At 52.8% G+C, this 20,383-nt stretch carries 18 protein-coding genes; 5 read left to right on the top strand and 13 right to left on the bottom strand.

Translation table 11 applies throughout. The features are described 5' to 3' along the window. The first annotated feature begins 146 nt into the window (after positions 1-146). Positions 147-1,475 (top strand): IS5-like element ISNoc2 family transposase, encoded by a 1,329-nt coding sequence (locus NOC_RS03705; RefSeq protein ID WP_011330436.1) that lies wholly within the window; start codon positions 147-149, stop codon positions 1,473-1,475. A 12-nt stretch (positions 1,476-1,487) separates the two neighbouring features. On the opposite strand, the gene NOC_RS03700 is transcribed toward NOC_RS03705, so the two are convergent. The 10 genes from NOC_RS03700 to qatB form a co-directional block, all read right to left on the bottom strand. Further along, positions 1,488-1,748, bottom strand: coding sequence for a hypothetical protein (locus NOC_RS03700; RefSeq protein ID WP_011330435.1), 261 nt, complete (start codon positions 1,746-1,748; stop codon positions 1,488-1,490). A 32-nt stretch (positions 1,749-1,780) separates the two neighbouring features. Then, positions 1,781-3,790, bottom strand: coding sequence for a hypothetical protein (locus tag NOC_RS03695; RefSeq protein WP_011330434.1), 2,010 nt, complete (start codon positions 3,788-3,790; stop codon positions 1,781-1,783). Positions 3,791-3,865: 75 nt separating this feature from the next. After that, a complete protein-coding gene (locus tag NOC_RS16405) occupies positions 3,866-5,323 on the bottom strand; it encodes a peptidoglycan-binding domain-containing protein (RefSeq protein WP_168023434.1) in 1,458 nt (485 codons plus the stop codon). A gap of 7 nt (positions 5,324-5,330) precedes the next feature. Next, on the bottom strand, positions 5,331-6,773 hold the full coding sequence (locus NOC_RS03685) for an ATP-binding protein (RefSeq protein ID WP_011330432.1): 1,443 nt from the start codon (positions 6,771-6,773) through the stop codon (positions 5,331-5,333). A 5-nt stretch (positions 6,774-6,778) separates the two neighbouring features. Then, positions 6,779-9,271 (bottom strand): Hsp70 family protein, encoded by a 2,493-nt coding sequence (locus NOC_RS03680; protein WP_011330431.1) that lies wholly within the window; start codon positions 9,269-9,271, stop codon positions 6,779-6,781. Further along, positions 9,268-9,642 (bottom strand): hypothetical protein, encoded by a 375-nt coding sequence (locus NOC_RS03675; protein WP_011330430.1) that lies wholly within the window; start codon positions 9,640-9,642, stop codon positions 9,268-9,270. The genes NOC_RS03680 and NOC_RS03675 overlap by 4 nt, the downstream gene beginning before the upstream one ends. Beyond that, entirely contained in the window at positions 9,632-9,853 is a 222-nt protein-coding gene (gene mads1, locus NOC_RS03670; protein ID WP_011330429.1) for a methylation-associated defense system helix-turn-helix domain-containing protein MAD1, read from the bottom strand. Before mads1 ends, NOC_RS03675 begins: the two co-directional genes overlap by 11 nt. 109 nt (positions 9,854-9,962) lie before the next feature. Beyond that, complete coding sequence (gene qatD, locus NOC_RS03665) at positions 9,963-10,691, bottom strand: Qat anti-phage system TatD family nuclease QatD (protein ID WP_011330428.1); 729 nt, start codon at positions 10,689-10,691, stop codon at positions 9,963-9,965. Continuing rightward, complete coding sequence (qatC, locus tag NOC_RS03660; RefSeq protein WP_011330427.1) at positions 10,688-11,965, bottom strand: Qat anti-phage system QueC-like protein QatC; 1,278 nt, start codon at positions 11,963-11,965, stop codon at positions 10,688-10,690. The genes qatD and qatC overlap by 4 nt, the downstream gene beginning before the upstream one ends. Then, a complete protein-coding gene (qatB, locus tag NOC_RS03655) occupies positions 11,966-12,568 on the bottom strand; it encodes a Qat anti-phage system associated protein QatB (RefSeq protein ID WP_211138768.1) in 603 nt (200 codons plus the stop codon). It abuts the gene before it with no gap. Positions 12,569-12,641: 73 nt separating this feature from the next. Between qatB and NOC_RS17815 the strand changes: the two genes are divergently transcribed. Continuing rightward, positions 12,642-12,845, top strand: a complete 204-nt coding sequence (locus NOC_RS17815) for a hypothetical protein (protein ID WP_211138767.1) — start codon at positions 12,642-12,644, stop codon at positions 12,843-12,845. Here the strand turns inward: NOC_RS17815 and NOC_RS03650 are convergent. Continuing rightward, complete coding sequence (locus NOC_RS03650; protein WP_011330425.1) at positions 12,811-14,658, bottom strand: KAP family P-loop NTPase fold protein; 1,848 nt, start codon at positions 14,656-14,658, stop codon at positions 12,811-12,813. The two genes, NOC_RS17815 and NOC_RS03650, sit on opposite strands and share 35 nt — an antisense overlap. A gap of 359 nt (positions 14,659-15,017) precedes the next feature. Here NOC_RS03650 and NOC_RS03645 point away from each other — a divergent pair, with 359 nt between their 5' ends. Together NOC_RS03645 and NOC_RS03640 are read left to right on the top strand one after the other, a co-directional pair. Then, positions 15,018-15,923 carry a helix-turn-helix transcriptional regulator gene (locus NOC_RS03645; protein ID WP_011330424.1) on the top strand — a complete coding sequence of 302 codons (906 nt, stop codon included), beginning with the start codon at positions 15,018-15,020 and terminating at the stop codon, positions 15,921-15,923. Next, entirely contained in the window at positions 15,920-17,242 is a 1,323-nt protein-coding gene (locus tag NOC_RS03640) for a DEAD/DEAH box helicase (protein WP_011330423.1), read from the top strand. The genes NOC_RS03645 and NOC_RS03640 overlap by 4 nt, the downstream gene beginning before the upstream one ends. 12 nt (positions 17,243-17,254) lie before the next feature. On the opposite strand, the gene NOC_RS03635 is transcribed toward NOC_RS03640, so the two are convergent. Both NOC_RS03635 and NOC_RS03630 read right to left on the bottom strand, forming a co-directional pair. Beyond that, positions 17,255-17,752 (bottom strand): IS630 family transposase, encoded by a 498-nt coding sequence (locus NOC_RS03635; protein ID WP_011330422.1) that lies wholly within the window; start codon positions 17,750-17,752, stop codon positions 17,255-17,257. Between the two features lies 1 nt (position 17,753). After that, positions 17,754-18,086: an IS630 transposase-related protein gene (locus NOC_RS03630; protein WP_011330421.1), complete on the bottom strand. Its 333-nt coding sequence runs from the start codon at positions 18,084-18,086 to the stop codon at positions 17,754-17,756. A 9-nt stretch (positions 18,087-18,095) separates the two neighbouring features. On the opposite strand from NOC_RS03630, the gene NOC_RS03625 reads away from it, so the two are divergent. Further along, a complete protein-coding gene (locus NOC_RS03625) occupies positions 18,096-20,378 on the top strand; it encodes a helicase-related protein (RefSeq protein ID WP_002813884.1) in 2,283 nt (760 codons plus the stop codon). The last annotated feature ends 5 nt before the right edge of the window (positions 20,379-20,383 follow it).

Genomic DNA, 20,383 nt, shown 5'->3' with positions numbered 1-20,383 from the left:
TCCCCTTTCTGTTTCCAGCTTAGATAGTCGGCGCTGAAGAAGTCATAAGGCCCTGAAAGTATTTAGGAATAAGGTAATTTTGTAGAGAAGAAATTGCCAGCGAATGGTAAGATACGTATCCGAAGCTGGCAATTTCGGAAGCTAAAATGAAGCCTCAAACGCCACCCGATTTACCCACCGATGATCTGTTTCGTCACCGCCTGGAAAACCTCATTGATACGCGCCATGAGCTGGCCAAACTCGCAGCGTTAATTGATTGGGAGTTCTTTGATGCACAGTGGGGTGAGGCATTTTGTGAGAACGGTCGTCCTGCCATCGCGACCCGATTGATTGCGGGTCTGCACTACTTGAAACACACCTACGGCTTGTCCGATGAACAGGTGGTGCAACGCTGGGCAGAGAATCCGTACTGGCAATACTTTTGTGGTGAAAGGTATTTTCAACACGAGCTGCCATTGAACCCGAGTTCGTTGACACGTTGGCGTCAGCGTTTAGGTGACGAGGGTATGGAATCGTTACTGAGTGCGACGATCGATGCAGCGATTGCGTCGAAGGCGGTGAAAGCACGAGATTTAAAGTGCGTTACGGTTGACACGACGGTGCAGGAGAAAGCGATTGCGTTCCCCACCGACTCGAAGCTGTACAACCGGGCCCGTGAGCGCCTGGTACGCTTGGCGAAAGCACACGGCGTACCGTTGCGCCAAAGCTACGTGCGCGTGGGCCCGCGACTTTTGTTCAAGAACAACCGCTACGGTTATGCGCGACAGACACGCCGCATGCGCCGCACCGCCGCGAAGCTGAAGACCGTGCTGGGGCGGGTGGTTCGGGACATTGAGCGCAAATTGCCGAAGCAATCGGCCTCGGTGCAAGCGGCCTTTGCAGAGTCGATGGCATTAACCAAACGATTGCTCGATCAACAACGTCACGATAAAAATAAACTCTACGCGCTGCACGCACCGGAGGTTGAGTGCATTGCCAAAGGCACGGCGCACAAGCGCTACGAGTTTGGTGTCAAGGTTAGTATCGCCACCACCAACCGTTCCAACCTGGTGGTGGGCGCACAGTCACTGCCAGGCAGTCCCTACGATGGTCATACGCTGAAGAAAGCCTTGCACCAGGTTGAGCGATTAACCGGACAACGGCCCGAGCGTTGTTATGTGGATCTAGGTTATCGCGGTCACGATGTTGACGACGTCGACGTATTCAAAGCTCGACAAAAGCGTGGCGTCACGCGCACTATCCGACGTGAGTTAAAACGACGTAACGCTATCGAGCCGATCATTGGTCACATGAAAAACGACGGCCTGTTGCATCGCAATTATCTCAAAGGGGTCGAGGGCGATGCAATCAACGCCATCCTGTGCGGTGCCGGCCAGAATCTCCGGCTGATCCTCAGGTACCTGAGGATTTTTTGGCTCAAAATCCAACCGGCTTTTATACAATACCTGTTACTTGCTCCACCTCGTGCAGCCTGAGAACCGGCTTTTTCAGCGCCGACTAGATAAATAGGCAAGTTGGCCAATTGAACCATTTACGGGAATCGGGTTGGTCTCGGAAAACCCAAAGGGTCCAGTACCGTTCGGATCCTGATCATAGGCAGGTCGAGACTCGATCATCGCCTTCATTGCAGGATGAATCATATCGAGCTGGAATTGCTCATCTTCAATGATGCGTCGTATCTGCTCAAACGCTTCGCGAAGTGCTTTGTCCTCTTTGTTACCACCAAATAATTTGGATATAAATCCCATAGTCGATCCTCAATATGCCGCAATACAAGATTTCACTGAAGCATGTCGCTTAACCGCCGCATTCCTGGCTTTTTAAAAGCCATTCTGATCGCCTGTTCCAGGACGTGCGTATTGGCAGCATGGATGTAAGACAGGCCGACGTAGGTCTTTTTGTCGTCCTTGGAACCGATATAAAAAGAGCCGTCAGCACTCCACACATGAACTTGCCCCCACGAGCAACGAACTTTTTCATTGGTCCCAAGAAATTTGTGTTTGACCAACGTCACTCCATCGTCGCTGAGCGTTGCTTCACCGAAACGGACCTCGTTTCCGCCTTGCAATGTCTCAAACAATTCTGTCAGTAATCGAATAACGACAGCCTTCCACAGCTTCTCTAGAAACGTGGAGTATGTTGATTCCTTCTTTAGCTCGACAACTGCCTCTGAACGATTGTCGCCAAATGCGAGCGTATAGGTTGTGCCGGTAGGTATGCCGTTAACAGAGTGACGCACAGCTCCCCATCGCACGCGGGTAACGGCATCTAACGGAAACCGTTGGTTTTTCCAACTAAGCCCATCCGGCGAGATACTTAATACATCTTTGAACATCACCCCGACTTCAGCTCGATAGGTGATGTCGCGGGCCCATTCATCTTTCTGCGCCTCATTCATTTTTCGGTTCTGAAAAATATCGGCAAGCGCTTCTGAATCTTGCTCTACCCTTTCTACAACTTCGGGTAGCTCTGCAAAAAGCTCTTGAATCAGCTCAGTAAGTCTCTGCGATTGATCAAGCATGTCATGCTCGTTAAATAGATCAATCGCGAGGCTTCGTATTGAATAGGCAATTTCATGGCTCGGATCGTGATCGATTCCTCTTGCCTTTGCGCTAAGCTGAATTGGTTGTGCAACCTTGTCCCAATTCCTGGCGACTACCACCAGCTTGTCTACAATCGGCTTTACTACCTTTTCACCTGACGTAGCTGAGTCCCTGGCTGCATTGATCAGCTTCTCTACACTCTCCGCTTCTTTCTGCAAGAATCCTTGTGTCTCAACGGCATAGCTATCCACCAGGTCGTCGATGAGTTCCGGTGCGTGATCTTCTCCGCCACCGGTAATTTGGTCGACGGCAGTAGTCATGGCATCGACAAGAGAAGCAGGCGGAAGCCTGTTTAAAGCGTCTTTGATTGCGTTACGGTAATAGCGCTTTCGCTCGGACAGCTCAGCCTCCACCTGTTCGATACCCTTGACTTCGGGAAAACCAGATACCGAACGGTCTTCGTTGATATCGCGCAGCACCTGTTCCGCAGAGAGGTCGTCCACCAGATACGCCATCTCCTGGATAAATTCAGCGACATCATCTGCTGAATCATTGCCGTCTATAGCCTCAAATGCCGACGCCAGGAGGTTCAAGTGAGCAAGAGTCGGCAGGCCCGACTCCTCACGAACCGACATCGGGTCAGAATGCAGCGCGGAAACAAACTGTGCGGCCTTCCCTGGCGAGACGCCGGGCAGCCAGGACATTTCTGCACTCAACCTCATCCTCGGGCTGGTAAGGTCAGAGCGCGCCTTTTGGCACGCGTCATGATCCAGCTCCAGTGACTTTTCCTCTGCCAGCTCAACAATCCGGCGCCGATCATCCCTAGTGGTAACGCCGAGCAGCGCAAAGGGATTTTGTTGAAGCTCTGATTGATGCAGACTCCGTTGGCGTCGGTTCGACGATGAACGGGTCGTCGGTGGTGATCCAGGCCGCGCAGTTCGAGGTGTAGGTCGCGCCTGTGATCCATCAGTTGCATTCCCAGGACCAGTTCCCAGCATTGCAAGTAGTTGAGGGTCCTTAAGAGCTTCGTGTGCTTGACGAAGAAGAGCTTCAGGTACAGTGAGTTTTAGATGACTCCGGATTTCATGGGCCAATACTTCCAACTGCGTTTCCGACGAAAGATGATCAGAAAGAACAAGGGACAAAGCTAGATCACCCTCTACTCTGGGTGTTGATTTGCATGCCCCACATTGGGTTAGCGCACCAAATTTTTCAGCACCACAGCTAAAACAAATTGCTTTGGTCATCTGATCTGCCCTCCAATATTGATCAGATGACCAACCCGCCAACTCGGTTCAGCAAGAAATTCTCGATGCATATCTCTATCTTCCTTTCGCTCGCCGTTCCGCTTCCGCTACCTTTAAGGCCTCATCTGGTGTGAGCAGAGAGTGCTTGCACAGTGACGGGTAATCTCCAGATATGCATGTTCTGAAATTAGCCCGCCGCTCTGCGACTTGGACTTGTATTGCTTCTTCGCCAGTCAACAAGGAGTGCTTGCAGAGAGACGGATACTCTCCGGTGATACATGTCCGATAGTTAGCTCTCTTTTCCGCAATGTTCACTTGAGCTGCTTCTTCTCTGGTGAGCCATGAATGTTTACATAGCGATGGATACTCACCTGATATACAAGTACCGAAGTTCGCGCGCTTTTCTGCAGCTTCTACTTGCACGGCCTCCTCTCGAGTCAGCAACGAATGCTTGCAGAGTGATGGGTACTCACCGGATATACATGTCGCGAAATTTTCTCTGTCCCTACTTGGTTCGGGACGCCGAACAACGTTTGGCGCTGATCCGCCCTTTAACTCAGCTTTACCACTAAGTGAATTGAGCCCATCGAATTGTCCGCTAGCCCTCGGCGTACTAGCATTCAATTGAGAAAGAAGGGAACGACTAGCTACGCCATCGGTGGCCACTGCGTTATCCCGTTGAAAAGCCTGAATTGCAGACCGTGTTTTGTTCCCGAACAAACCATCAGGCGTACCCGCGTTATACCCGAGCTCATTCAATCGACGCTGAATAGCCAGCACCGTTGCGTCTGGCGTAGGGCGAGAGGGCTTAGATGCTTGAGTAGAGGCCGGAGCGTTCGCTGTTGTAGCAGGACTACGAACAAATCTGTTCCGCCCCTCGGCCTGTAATTGACTACGGTATGGATCGACATCTCTTCGAGCGCTCTCAAGGGCGCCCTGGCGGTAGCGGAACTCACCACAACGGCTGTTATAGTCGTTCACATACCCATTAAAGCGATCCACGTCCGAATCGCTGTAATTATTGAGAACCACCTCTGCTGCATCGAGCCGAATTTTCTCGGCCAAACAGTAGCGGATCTGCGCAGTTGAAAGGACATTGTTTCGACCAACGGAAGGCTTGCTTTCAGATGGACGACTCGGCGCCTGGGGCTGCGCGATTACTGGTTGGCTGGTCGGCGCTGTGGAAGTTGAAGAAGATCCTGGGGAATAACCCGACTTCGATGGCCTGTTGTTGTCTGATTGGTTAGCAAGCCAGATGAGGCCAATAACCACAGCAATTCCCACAAACCACTTGCCCGCTGATGAGCCGCCCGATGGTTGTGCAGGTGCCTGATAAGTCTGCGAGGTTGGTTTGGTTGACGTTTGTTTCGGCTGCTGACTACCGCCGGCAGTCTGTTTTGGAGGCGGTTCAGAGTGGGGCTTCTGGGGCTGTTTCGGTTTACTGCTTACGACGTCATCAACATCTGACACCATTGATGACAGACCCGCAAAACCTTTGCCCTCGCCCTGTTTTTTTTCTTCTTCATCGTTCACGTTAGCCTTACCGGATGAAGCCAATCGGATGCCGCTTAGCGCCTTCGCGCTCTCTGGCTGGTGCCGCATGCATTGCTGTGAGCAGGCTGTCCTGATCCAATCTGTCCTTGCCAGCCCGTGCCGCAAGCCTAGCTCCCTCGCGGACAACAAAAGCCACATCTGATAACGGTCGCCCAGCGAGCTCCTGGGCAAATGGCGTCGGGTCAACGTCATCCTCTTTGGGTAAGGTTGACAGCAACTTCTCCAGCAATGAGAGCACTTCTACTTCGCTGGCAAAGTCAACATTGACCACATGATCAAAGCGGCCCCGCCTCAAGATGGCCGGATCAATCATATCGACACGGTTTGTCATCGCGACAATAAGCACGTCGTTCTTTGCAGCTTCTGGAATCCGGCGCAGGAATTCAGCCACTTCCTCGACACGATGATGGCCGGAACCGGTCTCGCGATCTGCCAGAAATGCCTCCATCTCGTCGATAACCAACACAGACGGTGCATTCTCCATCGCCTTATCAAAAACCTCGGCTACCTTCTTGCTGGTTTCATGAATGTAGGGGCTAGCAACGCTGGAAGCGTCAATCTGAAAGCTTGGCCAACCGAGGAAGTCGATCAGTCGCTCTACCGCAAACGTCTTTCCACATCCGGGAGGTCCGTGCAAAACTATGGCCGACGGGAACTCAATACCAAGAGCCTTATAACGATCACGGTTTTGGATGATGTCAACGATATGCTCATTGAAGAAGGCGGCGAGGTCAGGTCGCCCAGCCAATTCAAAGGCTTTCGACGCGTGTTGCTGATCACGCGGCTCTTCTTTTCGATCGGTACGCTCTGCTTGCTTGTTATCTGGCCGCGAAGGCAAGCTTCGAGACCGGTCAGCCGGTATAACTTCAGCGACTTCGAACCCACCAGCTTGAACAACCTCCTGGAGGTGGCTTGCACTTAGCCAGCTCATGGTCTGACGAAGTCGGCGAAACGATTTCGCAGACACAGTCGCTCCACCAGTGAGCCAGTAACCAAGTACTACATCATCGTCGGTTCTTGCTGTAATGCTGTAAGTAGGTAGAAGGCGGCTGATCTTTTCGACGTATAGAGCGTCCTGTAACGGTGAGTCTGAATCTATGTCGCGGGTCGCCTTCAGCGCCAACGCGAACGACAAAGCCTCAGCCTTCGTGTCCGGCGAGTTTCCCTCTACAATCGGGCATAACACCTGGTCTGCACCGCAAGCGATTGCCCCGTATTGCTGGTTGCCGAAATCAAAGAACCTAATCGGCCCCTCTGTGATCAGCCCGGCATCTATCCATCGGCTGGCGAGTTCGTGCTGAACAACGAGCGCTCGCCCACCGCCGTGGGTCTCGCAAATTTGCCAATTTACCCCCTCAGAGACAGCGACGCGGACCTTAGCGCCATCCGGCAATTTGTACCCAACAGGGAGCCACGCATCAAGGGGCATATTTGTTAACTCCGAACTATATTTGCGCCAACCATCATTTCATCTTCGCCCGCTGAACCAATGCGTACCGAGTCGAGATGTGCGACTACCGCTCGCAACTTGTCGATATCGTTCGCCTTGAGTGCCTCGGCGCCAGTTGCGACTAGCTCCGCATGCTCTCTTGCATCGGGGAACAGGTAAGTGTCCTGAGCAAGCCATTTAAAGCGATCGATGACAAACCAGTCCTGACGCCACAGGATCATAAAGTTCTTTCCACGCAGTTCGTCCAGATGCGATTCGAAGTCGCCGTTGTTGTTGTCAATCGAACGCTGGGCAGTTTTGGCGAGATTGTCGAAAGCATTGGCTTCAGTAGGGCGAGCATGCTCTCGAACTGCCTTATCGAAAAACTCAATTGCCTTATCCAGCTCAAGCTGACGAATGTCCTTCAAATGCTCCTTGCGAGTAAGAGCCAATAGCCGTTTGGCTTCCTGGACATCGTCCATTGCCTGCTTCGCCGTTTCGGGATCGGATTCGCTACTACTGATAGACTCAGCTCGCTCAAGCTTTTCTCGCGCTTGATCCAACTTCGAATCGTCAATCTTGGAAGCCATTTCCTCAAGACGTTGAAGTGTATTTTCCGACTGTTCCTCAACGAGCTTGGACGCCTTTGTGTAGTCAATCTGACCGTCCTGACGAGAGTAGAAATTGCGCCCACTATGAAAGGAACCACCGATCGAAGGCACTGAAACCTCCATCACGATGTTCCCGGAATCCAGCACTTCATACTCACAAACCAGCTCGGCACCAGCGGCGATCACACCGTCATCAAAATCAGATCCCTTGATCTCGAACATACCAATGAATCGATTGTCGTTTACCGGGTCGGAAATCTCGCCCTCCCACAGTTTGAACTTGATCGAGCCGGTACTGCCTGCCCGGAGTGACTCCTCCGTTTTGAAGATTTTCTTGCCTTTCTTTGGCAATTGATCACCTTCGCGAACAAGATGATCGAGGACGAGACGCCCACCAAGCTTGTCCCGCGCCTCGACACCGATCGAGTGCGACGCAGGAATGGCATCAATACTGGCTGCTGTTCGCGATATAACAATTTTGTCATCGCCTAATGCGACAGGCCCACCCTTGGAGTCGAATACAAACACTTTGAATGTGTTTTCCCCGGGCTTCGCCAGGGAGAGTTCGACGCCAGCCCCGTCTTGAAGAGCCATTCGCCCCGAGGACCAACCGGTATCCAGGCTATCGATCTGAAACTCAACGCCTGCCGCTGCATCCCCTCCAAGTTTCGCTACAATTTTCGCCTTCGAATCCGGCGTTCTTGATATGTAATTGAAAGAGAGGTCCAACGAGCCGCCGGTGCTGAGTGCTCCCCGAGCATTCTTTCGGCCACGGCTTTGTGAACTCCAGTCGATCGATTCTGCAAAAACGGCTGCGCCCTCTGCGACGGCCGTCATGGGATTCATATCGGATGATGGTGCTATGCCGAGCTCAAACGCGACTCGATCACGCAGCGGTTTGTATTGGGTTGGTCCGCCGATGAACACGACGCGCTCGACATCATGAGGACTCAGACCCGCTTTCTCGAGTGTATCTCGAGCCGATTGGATAGATTCATCGACCTTGTCGGCGATCAAGCTATCGAGCAGCTCTCTGGTAAAGGGGATATCGACATAGATTTCATCACCAGATTCATCATTAACACCTAAATCAGACTCTGTGAGGCTGATGACAGCGTCCTCTTTTGCCGACAATTCAATCTTTGCCTTTTCCGAGGCCCAAAGACACATTCTCAGAAGCGATTTGTATTTCGAATTCGCGCTGAAATCGTCAGGAAGATCAAAGGTGGACATCAACCATGGCTTGACCACGTTATCAAGAATGGCGCGATCGAAGTCGGTGCCACCACACATCGCGACACCACCATGAGCCAGCAGGCTCACCCGTCCACTGATACTTTCAGCAATCGCAATATCCAGTGTCCCACCACCGAGATCGAACACCAGAAAAACGCCGTCGCCTTTGCGCTGTTTCATAACACACATGACAGCCGCAACTGGCTCTTGCATTAACGCGACGCTACCCAGGCCAGCCATTTCAGCAGCAGCCAACGTGGCGTCCTTTTGCATCTGATTAAAAGCGGCAGGAACGGTGATTACGGTTCCGGTTTCTCCACCGTTTCTAATTTCCTCTGGTAAATACCCAAAGCAGAGCTTGAGGATCTCCGACGAACACTCCTCTGGCGTCATGGTGATATCAACGGCGGCAAGCTTGACTGGGGTACTGGTCCCCATCATGCGCTTAAATTTCGTAGCGGCATTATCAGGATTCTTGGCCGCACTATCATAGGCTCGCTTGCCTAAGTATTTGTTGCCCCGTCTATCAATAAAAATGGCTGATGGCGTGACGTCATTTTGATCGGGACTTTTGTAAAGGCGCACCGACTCTCCGTCATAGGAGCAAATTGCACTGTTCGTTGTTCCAAGATCAATCCCGACGTATTTCATGCATGCACCTTCCTAAGCATTACCGTGCCCTGCTTGCGCAAGCCTTCTGGCCCCATGATGATGGGCTCCACCATTTGATCAACCAGCAACTCATCATCAGGGCCGAAATCCCCAATATTAAGCGCCGATGCAGCCATTCCAGGGTCATATGGCTGACCTTCAACATTCACCAGTTTCAGGCCACTGGCATCCAGGCTCTCTTCAAGCTTTTTCTGGAAGTAGCGCAGCTGGTTGACGTAACGAGTGGATTCGCCAGCATCCAGTTTGTTGACAAGACGGGAGAACAGTCGGGCAAATCTCCAGCTCTCGACTGCAACATCGATCAGGGATCGTTCCAGCTGGTCGTTCGTATCGTCCTGTTCACTTGTCATCGTGCTCACCCGCGTCCCCATGCTGGTCTTCAGACTGACGCCGAATCCACTGATCGATTTCCTTCCTGGAAAATCGCCAAGCCCCACCCACCTTGAAGCCGGGGATTTTTTTGTCCGCTGCCAAGCGATAGATAGTCCGCTCGGTGACCTTCAGATAGAGGGCAACCTCCTTGATCGTAAGAATCTCTGCGTCCACTGACTCGTCAGGCATGGCGAAGGAAAATCCGTCAATTTTTGACAGAATAGTGTAAACGCTTCATACCTACAACAGTGAGATGGCGGATATTGACTTTAATGCCACTCCATCACTCCGACTTAAGTTACCTACCAATTGACAAGAGAATATTCAGATTTTCACTCAGCAACTGCCCCGTAGACCCCGGATCGGAGTCCCAGAGGTCCGCTAACTTTGCTTCCGCAAGATTTACCTCCCAGGGGAAAATCGATCTTTCTTTTATTTGTGCAAAGGGTCCGTCTGACTCTGTAAGTACACGCTCTCGAGGCATGCGCATCACTAAGTCCTTTCCACGTTTGCTCCTGAGCATCGCAGGCCCAACACTAAACCAACATCCCAGAGAAATAGCCCGATCCAGCTCACGCGCTGTCCCGGTGAACCAATGAAGAATCGGTGTGCCCGACTCCGGATACAGCTCTAACAGGTCAAGTACCGGCGTACTTGCACGCCGACTGTGAATTGACATAACCCTTCCACCGGCTTCGGTGCACGCGCCAAGTATGTGTCGAAAGACATCGATTTGGTCTTGCCAATGTGTCTTGAACTCAGACGCGCCATCCAATCCGACCTCGCCTACATAAGCGCTGCCAGGCAGTATGCGATCGAACAACGGCAACTCACCCTTTCTCTCATGTGCGAGTTGAGGGTGCAGACCAAGCGCCGTTATGATTGCGCCTCCGCCTAGAGCCGAGGTACCTGCCCACGCGCTAGGTGTCGTGGTCACAGACAACACGTTTAGCTTTCGCTCACGACATTCCCGGGCAATCGCATGCGGGTCAGGGTATAGATCGACGTGACAGTGAAAGTCGATCATCGAACACCTGCTGCTGCCAGAAACTGACCAACTTCCCTTATTCCACGAGTAAGTATGGCCTTATAAGGGGTAAGATCGCCCATAGCTAAGGCATTGAGATTGTTAGTCGCAAGCGCGTCTAGTCCATCTGCATCGACAAGCGCCGCTGCCATCGCTGCGCATCGTACGTCATCATATCGGGCGTGCTGCGAATCATTCTTCGACAGATCGGCATAGACATATTTTGTCCTATCGTCTTTTCCCCATGCATGGAATGCAGCGCGTCTGATCAGACACGGAAAGCACCTCCCGCAGTGTTGCCAGCCATTGCGCGCATAGCGTCCACAACTAGTTGTCTCTGCAGCGTGCTTCCTAAGAAATGCCTGGTCCTTGCATTCAAGGAGCATTTCGCCTTTCGTCCTAAATTGATATGGATTGCGAACTGCAATCCGCAGTTCAGCAACATCGAGCAGCCTCTGAAATAATCCCAGAAAAACCGGGTGGGTCGTCCTCGTGCTAAGACTACCGAGCCGGGCCGGCGTGAGAGGCGGATTGATCGATATCAACCCGTTTTCGCAAATATAAAGGTCAACGCGCTCACCATCGTGGTAGTGCTTCTGCGCACTAGCAGCCAGAACGCCATAGGCAAGGAAGATGAATGATCGGGCGCGTTGTGAACGTTCATTCTCGCCCGGACATTTGACGTTGTGATTCAGTTGCAGATGATTAAGTCCGCCACCGATCTTCGCAGCAAAGTCCGCTTGCGATTGCTTATCACCTGCCGCAACCTGACTGACAGCAAATGGGGCCTTACCATCAGCGACGAGGTCGATAGCACCGACAAAGCTGTCAAGGCCGCCCGAAAGCAAGGTAACGCAATCGCCATCCGGAAGCTTGGGAACTTTGCTTGGTTTAGGGTAAAGGCCATAACCCACGAATTGCAGAGCCCATAAATCGGTTGTAAGGAACTTAAGCTGATCTTCGATAAGCGAGCGCTGAGTTGTCCAGAAATCTGGATCACTCACCGCGACGGTAAGAGAAATCTGGCGGGTCCAACCATCCGGGCTCTCGCCGCGCCGGACAGCTGTATCCGCACAGATGACCGAGAGAGCGAGCGACAGCAGATCCCACGCGCGAGGCGCTGGGGATAACTTAAGACTCTGAACGTGTTTGAGAAGTGTCCCGCCAGCCGAACCGTGATAGGAATTCTCCGCAGAACCATACAGAATGCACCGCAAGTCGTCTTTGCGCAGGCGCTCGAACTTTGAGTTGGAGGGACCACAGATAATTCTCATTTACAGATACCCCTCGAATACACCAATTGCCAGCCCTAGTGCATCTCGGACAATTGCGGCAACCTTGTTGCTGCCAAGAGCGGTTGCGTCGGTCGACAGCTTTCTGAAACTCGCTGCGACCGTTTGCGTAATGAAGTCCCTCACTTCTTTAAGGCGGGAAAGAGCGCTCGCAACACTTGGTGCTTTTTCCTGAATCGTCTTGCCAAGATCAAGCTCAAATCGGTTGAACACGTCCCATGCAATAAAGCGCTCAACTGCAAGCACCCGTTGCGTCTCTGACAGGTTGAGCAGGTCGGCGTCCGGAAACTGTGTAAGCAGCTCGGAAAGTGCTTTGCCGATAGCGGCGCGACTGGCCTCACCGTCTTGCGTGCCGTCTACGGGACGCACAGCCTCAACGACGGCGCTCATTATTTCGTCAGCACTGCGACCAGCGAGAACAGTCGGGTTCAGCTCATTTCCCGGGCCTGATGCCTGGCCTGCGGCTGCCGCTGATAACGCACCAAACAGCGTGCCGGCAGTGCGGGCGGTACCACCAAGGCGGCGCACTGCCGTGCCACTACCACCCAGCCCTTTGTGGACGTAGTGCCCTACGCCTTTTCGCATATCGTCGGCTAAGCCTGTGCGAGCAAAGCGGCCGAGCCTGGTGCGCGCACCGCCAAAACGTGCAGGAGGGGCTATGGGTACAGGCTGGGCTGGCTGTTGCACTGCCTCATCTGGCGCGTCGCTTTCCGGCGGCGCACCCTCGTCATCACCGGGGCCATCGACAGGTGGCACCGGGTCTGGCACCCAAGGCGGCACCATAGGCGTGCCAGAGGGAGAGCCGGCGCTCGACGACGAAGTGCCCATCAGCTCTTCTCCACAGCTTCAATTGCCTTTTTAACGGGAGCGCTCACGTCAGCGTCCTTCCATCGCGCAAACACTTCAGCAACCCACTGCTGGTCGCTGATTTTGGGTACGATACCTGGCTTGATTTGGCCAAGAGGTCGCTCGCTCAAGAAGCCTGCGACGCGCGTCCCAAGTGACGGATCGGCCTTGGCAACGGCGATACACGCATCCAGGATCGCGGGCGTACCCCATTCCTGCTCGCGCCGCGCCTGTTCGAGTATGCGGTCCATAATTACGGTGGTCTCTGGACGTGCCAGCACCGCAAGACGATCATGCAGACTCGCCGCCATATCAGGACTTGTGAGGATAGCCGTTAGTAGTTCTGCTCCTTCTGATGACAACCGGTCTTCCGGTGTAATCAGTGGTGCATGCTCTCTGCTGACATAAAGCACTCCTCGCAGATCTGTGTCAGCGAGCGGTGGTGTGATCGTGAGCCATTCTCTAATAAAGCGATCGTCCCAAAGCGGCTCCAGCTCAACCTCTGCGCCAGAAGTAGCTTTCTGCTCCCATTCAGCCAGGAAGACCGGCTTGCCTTCGGGATCATTGTTCACAGCTGCGATCAAAGCATCGTAAGCCTTGGGATTACCGCAGCGCTCGAACAGCAACATCTTCGCCAATACCGCTTCATCAACGCCTACGTCATGAGCACGCGAGATTGCCATTCTGATTGAGAGCGCGTTTAGAAAACGCTTGACCAATCGTGGGTTTCCAGAGATTTGACTGGCGCTAACCATGATGGGAGCGAGGCGATCGGCAGTGTCAAAACGCGCCACCAGCTCCGGCGGCGCTTCTTTATAAACTGACTGAATGAATGCCCGGTCTACACGCTCGCCACGCCAACTTTTGGCAAGTTGGGAACAAACCGCCTCACGGATTCCTTCCTTGAGGGTATCGTCTATATCGGTAGTCTCGATAAACAGAAGCATCATATAGGCTCGAACTTCCTGCGTACCAAGAGGAGGAACACGGATGGGGATCTGGATAAGCTTGTCGAAATAGTTAATAACCAAGTCGTCATCAACTTCCCCAAAATGCTGTCGGACCGCATGTTTAATCATTGCATCGTCGGCTGCGATTACAAATGCCGTGTTGTCCAGGAAGAGAAACAGCCGAATAGCTTCGAGCGTGGAGATCGTGGTAGGTGGAAGACAGCGATCCAGGTCGTCGATGAGCACAACGAGCGTTACCCCCATCTCGGCTAACGTCTGCTCAAAGCATTCACGAATAGCATGGATCTCGCGCGGCGGAGACAGTTCTGGCTTCGCCTTGATTAGGCCTTCTGTAGTCGTAATTACTTCTGATACTGCGTCGGCCGCTTCCTGTGCTTCTTCTGCACCGGCCCCTTCTCCAATCACCTTCCGGCCAACTCTAACTACGTCACCGATCAAGCCTGTTGGTGGGAGCCCCAGCGCGAGTGCGAGCGCTGAACCAGCGCCCAGTTTGGCTGCGCGCAGCCAGTTGACGCGATGCAAAAGCTCTTTCGCCTTGTCGACACCGCTTTTTCGCTTTTCAGCTTCTTCATTTAATTTAGTTGCAATAACTTCAAGTAGCGCTGCTCGGGCATCGTCGTAGCCTTGATAAAGCCACGCATTGAACTCCACATAGATAAATCGGGCTGGCTCACTTTTGTCCTTTTCGGTAAGGGCAGTGCGAATCAGCTTTATCATTGATGATTTGCCAACGCCCCAAGCGCCAGATACTCCAATAGAAATCGGCCTGCCTTGGGCCTGCACGGTGATTTCAGCAACAGTCTCGGCCACCCCACCGAAATTCAGGTAATCACGTTCTGTTTCGTTATCTGGCCACATCCATGCAATTCCTATTGATTAATCAGGTTCGTATGAATTACCGACGATCACACCAACGATGCTATCCACAACAGCAGTTGCTAGTCACAATGGAGCGGGGACAAGTAGAACGTGAGCGCACCCACTGCGCTGCCCGCCAACCTTTTCTTGCCCCTCCGCTCGCCTCTAGAAAACTCATAACTCGCCCCAGGAAAAATCAGTCGGGTGACCTTTAGCGCCCGGCTAAACGCAACAGATAATCCCGCGTATTTGATCATAATCATATTGATGATGTCAACAAATCATATTGACATGAATCTTATATCTTTAATATCATAGGCGTCAGTCTGCATCCGAATCGAGCCACACCGGACAAAAGCATGCCCAACGCCATCCCAATGGATATCAACCAAACGCAAAAAGAGCGGCTATCGCACATTGATTTCAAAGCGCATTTTTTGGGGACTATTGGCCGAAATGACCTCGTAAGCCGCTTCGGCATCAAGGAGGCTGCGGCAACCAGAGACATCACTTTGTATAAGGATCTTGCCCCAGAAAATCTGGAATATGACACCAAGGCCAAAGTCTATATACGGGGCACATCCTTTGAACCGTTGTTCGATTACTCGCCCAGCCAGGCCATGGCAGCTCTCGCTCATGGATTTGGTGACGATTTCGTGGGGACGCATAAGGCGTTGATCGCATGCGAGGCCCCGGCGCAACTCAACCACCCTGACTTAGAGACCTTGTCAGCACTGACCCGCGCCATTCATCAGCATAAGGCGAGCAAAATTGTGTATCGCTCCCTAAGCAGCGGACGCAGCACGCGCGAGATCGTACCCTTCGTGTTGGTTGACAATGGTTTGCGTTGGCATGTCCGTGGCTATGACAGGAAGCAGTCAAGATTCGCGGATTTTGTTGTCACCCGCATCTCAGATCCAGAAATTCTAGACGGGCCTGTTAAAGAGAATGAAGGCCGTGAATCGGACATCCAATGGAATCGCGTCGTCGAGCTGGAAATCGTCCCCCATCCCAGCCTGAAACACCCGAAGACCATCGAAACAGATTACGCCATGGAAAACGGCGTACTGAAGGTCAATGTTCGTGCTGCCGTCGCTGGTTACGTCCTCCGGCGCTGGAATGTCGACTGCTCAGAAGAGCATAGCCTGGAAGGCCCGGAATACCACCTCTGGCTGAAGAACAGGCAAGCTCTGTATGGCGTTGAGAACCTGGTCATCGCTCCCGGCTACAACCAGGACAACCGCGTCGCCAGGGAGGGCTCATGATCAAACTCGAAGACATCAAAAAAGACGCGCAAGTTTTAGGCATACAGGGCAATGAGATCGTACGCATCGTCCAGGTCGAGCCGGTCGGCGATAGTGCGATCACTGTCTACTACAAAGACAACCAGGGCCGTCTGGGCGAACAAATGCTATTTCGCTCGGACGAAGCACGGCTTGAGCTGGCTCAGGCAGGTCGACCCTGGGCATTCGATGCGCCAGGTGAAGATTTCAAACTCGGGCTTGAGGCTTACCGTATCTCACAGGCCGCCCTGTTTGATCCCATGATGGCGGTACACACCTCTAACGTAGAGCCGCTGCCCCACCAGATTTCTGCTGTGTACGAGGCCATGCTACCCAGGCAGCCGCTACGATTTGTGCTGGCCGACGATCCTGGCGCCGGCAAGACCATTATGGCTGGATTGCTCATTCGCGAACTGTTGATGCGGGCCGATGCCAAACGCATCCTGATCGTCTCTCCCGGCGGCCTCACCGAGCAGTGGCAGGACGAACTGCTGGAGAAATTCGGTGTTCAGTTCGAGATCTTCAGCCGTGAGAAGCAGGAGCAGTGTGCATCCGGCAACTACTTCGACGAACAGAATCAACTTCTCTGCCGCCTGGATCAGTTATCGCGTAATGAGGAGTACCAGGAAAAACTGAAAAACACTGAGTGGGATCTCATCATCGTTGACGAGGCTCACAAACTCTCCGCCAATTACTTCGGCAACAAGGTCAACAAGACCAAGCGCTTTTTACTGGGTGAGTTGCTCGGCTCTATCACCCGTCACTTTCTATTAATGACAGCCACGCCGCACAACGGCAAGGAAGAAGACTTCCAGATTTGGCTTTCACTGCTGGATGGCGATCGCTTCTACGGCAAGTTTCGCGAAGGCGCCCACAAGGTAGATGTCTCAGACATGATGCGCCGCATAGTGAAAGAGGAACTACTCAAGTTTGATGGCACGCCACTCTTCCCCGAGCGCCGCGCATACAGCGCGAACTATGACCTCTCCGATGCAGAAGCAGCGCTTTACGCGCAAGTGACCGACTACGTCCGCAATGAGATGAACCGCGCCGACAATCTGGATGGTAAACGCCGGGGCACAGTTGGCTTTGCACTCACACAACTGCAGCGTCGCCTAGCCTCAAGTCCAGAAGCGATATACCAATCGCTGAAGCGCCGGCGCAAACGTCTTGAATCTCGCTTGGATGAGATGAAGCTGGTCGCTCGTGGCCACAGTGTTCAGAAAGGTGTCGCAGAAACCCTTGGCGAATACACAGTAAAAAGGCAGATCGACCTGCCGGACAATTTCGATGAGTTATAGCTAAATCTATAATTACTGATACGCTGCAACGATATTCTCAAGGGTTTCATGTTCGTTGTATTCTCTGATTTTTTTGATATTTCCGAAGTCTTTTTCTATGGGGTTAAAGTCAGGGGAATAAGGGGGGAGGAATAAAATTCCCGCCCCTGTTTTTTTGATGATTTCACGTGAAGAAACGGCTTTGTGGAACGGAGCATTATCCATGATGACAATGTGGTTGCTGTTGAGCAAGGGGCAAAGCTCTTTTTCCAGCCATGCATTGAACACAGCCGTGTTACAGGTTCCCTCAAATAGAAACGGCGCTTCAAAGCCTTCATCCATACGGGCGGCCAATAAAGAGGTTCGCGGTCTGCGATGACCGGAGATCAGACCATAAACACGCCGCCCCTTTGGAGCGTAAGCGTAACGACGGGAAACCTCCGGCTCAAAACCGCTTTCATCAAGATAGACAAATCTTTTGCCGCGGCGGCGATAGCGTTCACGAAGGCGAAGAAAGCTCTTTCTTTTCATATTACAGCGCTGCGTGTACCCCGTCATTTTTTTTACGGGTTAACCCCATTTTGTGCATCGCATGCCAAATACAGTAATACGAAACGCCAAAATGCCGGGCGCGTTCTTTATAGGTGAGAGCAGCCTTGTCTTCCACATGGACCCGTAAAGCCTCCCAGTCCAGCTTGTGTGAACGGCGAGGGCCGGGACGCTCGTAACACAGCGCATCATCCTGCGACAACCAGCGATAAATGCTCGCGCGGCCTACCTGAAATCTCCGGGCCGCTTCCGCCTTGCTTCCACCGCCCCTTACAAAATCGATTACTCGTTTGCGCAAATCAATTGAACATCTCATCACAACAGTATGAATGAATATAACACAAATGTCTCAATATTTATAAATTTAGATATAGATGAAGAGCTGAGTGCAGAAGAATATGAACTCTATGCTGACCAGGTCGTCGACCAAGCCACCGCGGCTGAAACCATCCCAGAGTTAGAAGCGGAAATTCTGATTCTGAAGGACCTGGAACACCAGGCGTTGGGAGTCGTGCAGTCGGGCAATGACAAAAAATGGGAAGAGCTTTCTCATCTGCTGCAGGACCGGCCTGAGATGTACACAGAGTCTGGCAGCCGCCGCAAGCTGATCATCTTCACCGAGCACAAGGATACCCTCAATTATCTGGTTGGCCGTATCCGCGGCATGTTGGGCAATCCCGAAGCGGTTATCACCATTCACGGTGGCGTCAATCGTGATGATCGACGTAAGGCTCAGGAAGAATTCCGCAACAATCGTGATGTGCAGGTGCTCGTGGCCACCGATGCCGCTGGTGAAGGTGTGAACCTGCAAAACGCTAACCTGATGGTCAATTACGATCTGCCCTGGAACCCCAACCGCCTGGAACAGCGCTTTGGCCGTATCCATCGCATTGGTCAAACAGAGGTGTGCCACCTATGGAATCTGATCGCCAGTGAAACGAGAGAGGGTGAAGTCTTTCAGCGATTATTCGACAAAATTGAGATCGAAAAGAAGGCTCTCGGCGGCAAGGTATTCGACATTCTGGGCGAAGTATTTGAGGGGAAATCATTAAAAGATTTGCTGGTAGAGGCAATCAGGTCTAGCGAATCAGATGAGGCACGTCACGCCTATCAGGAGAGTTTCTTTGGCAAGGCTCTGGATACTGAACACCTGAAGGAAATCCTCCGGCGCAATGCTCTCGTTGAACAGCATATGAGCCTGGAAGATCTTTATGCTGTCAAAGAGGAGATGGAAAAAGCCGAGGCTCGCAAGCTGCAGCCTTACTTTATCCGTGCCTTTTTCACCGAGGCATTTCAGAACCTCACCGGCGAAATGCGACCCCGCGAGGCGGGTCGATACGAGGTGCGGCATGTGCCGGCCTCTATTCGCGAGCGTGACCGGATCATTGGTGAAAGCCGCACACCAGTATTAAAGAAGTACGAGCGGATCTGTTTCGAGAAAGACCTGGTTCGCGCCCACGGCAAGCCCATGGCGGATTTGATCCACCCCGGCCATCCGCTGATGCATGCCACCACCGACCTGATCCTCTCAGCACACCGCAGCAAGCTCAAGCAAGGTGCGGTACTGGTGGATTCCAACGATGACGGCTTAGAACCACGAATACTGTTTATGGTGGATCACAGCGTTCGCGAAGCGCCAGCAAATGATCAGCACGATAAGCCCAGAGTGGCTTCAAGGCGCTTGCAGTTCGTGGAGATCGACCAGCATGGAAAGGCTTTTCACGCCGGCTGGGCACCGCACCTCGACCTGCAGCCCATTGATGATTACGACCTGAAACTGGTGCAGGACATTCTCAATGCCCCGTGGATCAGTGCAGACCTTGAAGGCCTGGCACTCAACCATGCATCCCAACACCTGGTGCCGGAACACTACCGGGAGGTGAAAGCCCGTCGTGAACATCAGGCAGATAAGGTGCTTGCTGCAGTCAATGAGCGGCTGGTCAAGGAGATCAATTATTGGTCCGACCGTTACATCAAACTCAGTGACGATGTCGCCGCCGGTAAACAACCGCGCATGCAGCCTGAGATGGCGCGCCGCCGGGTAGATGAACTCACTGAACGGCTGAACCAGCGCAAGCGAGAACTGGAGGCCATGAAGGCCGTAGTCTCCAGTACTCCCGTGGTCATTGGTGGCGCGTTGGTCATTCCGCAAGGTCTGTTGGCGCAACGCAAAGGCGAGACCGCTTTCTGCGCCGACGCCGAGGCCCGCGCACGCATAGAGATGGTAGCGATGAATGCGGTCATAGCTGTGGAACAGGGCTTTGGTCACGAAGTGAAAGATATGTCTGCTGAAAAATGCGGCTGGGACGTCACCGCCCGCCCACCCGCCAACCCTGATGGCTCGATTAAGCCGGATCGACATATTGAAGTGAAAGGCCGCGCAAAAGGGCAAAGCACCATTACGGTCAGCCGCAATGAAATCATCTATGCCCTCAACCAGACGGATAAATTCCTGCTGGCCGTTGTGATCGTCGATGGCGACAGCTTTGATGGCCCCCACTACATCCGCAACCCTTTCAGTACTGAGCCCGACTTTGGCGTGGCCAGTATCAACTATGACTTGAGTGATCTGCTTTCCAAAGCAGTGTCACCGGAACTGACTCTCTAAGGTTT

This window comes from Nitrosococcus oceani ATCC 19707 (assembly GCF_000012805.1).
Lineage (GTDB): Bacteria > Pseudomonadota > Gammaproteobacteria > Nitrosococcales > Nitrosococcaceae > Nitrosococcus > Nitrosococcus oceani.
This window is presented reverse-complemented; position numbering and strand designations above follow the sequence as displayed.

Excerpts from the sequence above, each read along its gene's own strand:
- NOC_RS03705 (WP_011330436.1), top strand. The coding sequence starts at position 147 with ATGAAGCCTCAAACGCCACCCGATTTACCCACCGATGATCTGTTTCGT.
- NOC_RS03700 (WP_011330435.1), bottom strand. The coding sequence starts at position 1,748 with ATGGGATTTATATCCAAATTATTTGGTGGTAACAAAGAGGACAAAGCA.
- NOC_RS03695 (WP_011330434.1), bottom strand. The coding sequence starts at position 3,790 with ATGACCAAAGCAATTTGTTTTAGCTGTGGTGCTGAAAAATTTGGTGCG.
- NOC_RS03685 (WP_011330432.1), bottom strand. The coding sequence starts at position 6,773 with ATGCCCCTTGATGCGTGGCTCCCTGTTGGGTACAAATTGCCGGATGGC.
- NOC_RS03680 (WP_011330431.1), bottom strand. The coding sequence starts at position 9,271 with ATGAAATACGTCGGGATTGATCTTGGAACAACGAACAGTGCAATTTGC.
- NOC_RS03675 (WP_011330430.1), bottom strand. The coding sequence starts at position 9,642 with ATGACAAGTGAACAGGACGATACGAACGACCAGCTGGAACGATCCCTG.
- mads1 (WP_011330429.1), bottom strand. The coding sequence starts at position 9,853 with ATGCCTGACGAGTCAGTGGACGCAGAGATTCTTACGATCAAGGAGGTT.
- qatD (WP_011330428.1), bottom strand. The coding sequence starts at position 10,691 with ATGATCGACTTTCACTGTCACGTCGATCTATACCCTGACCCGCATGCG.
- qatC (WP_011330427.1), bottom strand. The coding sequence starts at position 11,965 with ATGAGAATTATCTGTGGTCCCTCCAACTCAAAGTTCGAGCGCCTGCGC.
- qatB (WP_211138768.1), bottom strand. The coding sequence starts at position 12,568 with ATGCGAAAAGGCGTAGGGCACTACGTCCACAAAGGGCTGGGTGGTAGT.
- NOC_RS17815 (WP_211138767.1), top strand. The coding sequence starts at position 12,642 with ATGGGTACAGGCTGGGCTGGCTGTTGCACTGCCTCATCTGGCGCGTCG.
- NOC_RS03650 (WP_011330425.1), bottom strand. The coding sequence starts at position 14,658 with ATGTGGCCAGATAACGAAACAGAACGTGATTACCTGAATTTCGGTGGG.
- NOC_RS03645 (WP_011330424.1), top strand. The coding sequence starts at position 15,018 with ATGCCCAACGCCATCCCAATGGATATCAACCAAACGCAAAAAGAGCGG.
- NOC_RS03640 (WP_011330423.1), top strand. The coding sequence starts at position 15,920 with ATGATCAAACTCGAAGACATCAAAAAAGACGCGCAAGTTTTAGGCATA.
- NOC_RS03635 (WP_011330422.1), bottom strand. The coding sequence starts at position 17,752 with ATGAAAAGAAAGAGCTTTCTTCGCCTTCGTGAACGCTATCGCCGCCGC.
- NOC_RS03630 (WP_011330421.1), bottom strand. The coding sequence starts at position 18,086 with ATGAGATGTTCAATTGATTTGCGCAAACGAGTAATCGATTTTGTAAGG.
- NOC_RS03625 (WP_002813884.1), top strand. The coding sequence starts at position 18,096 with ATGAATGAATATAACACAAATGTCTCAATATTTATAAATTTAGATATA.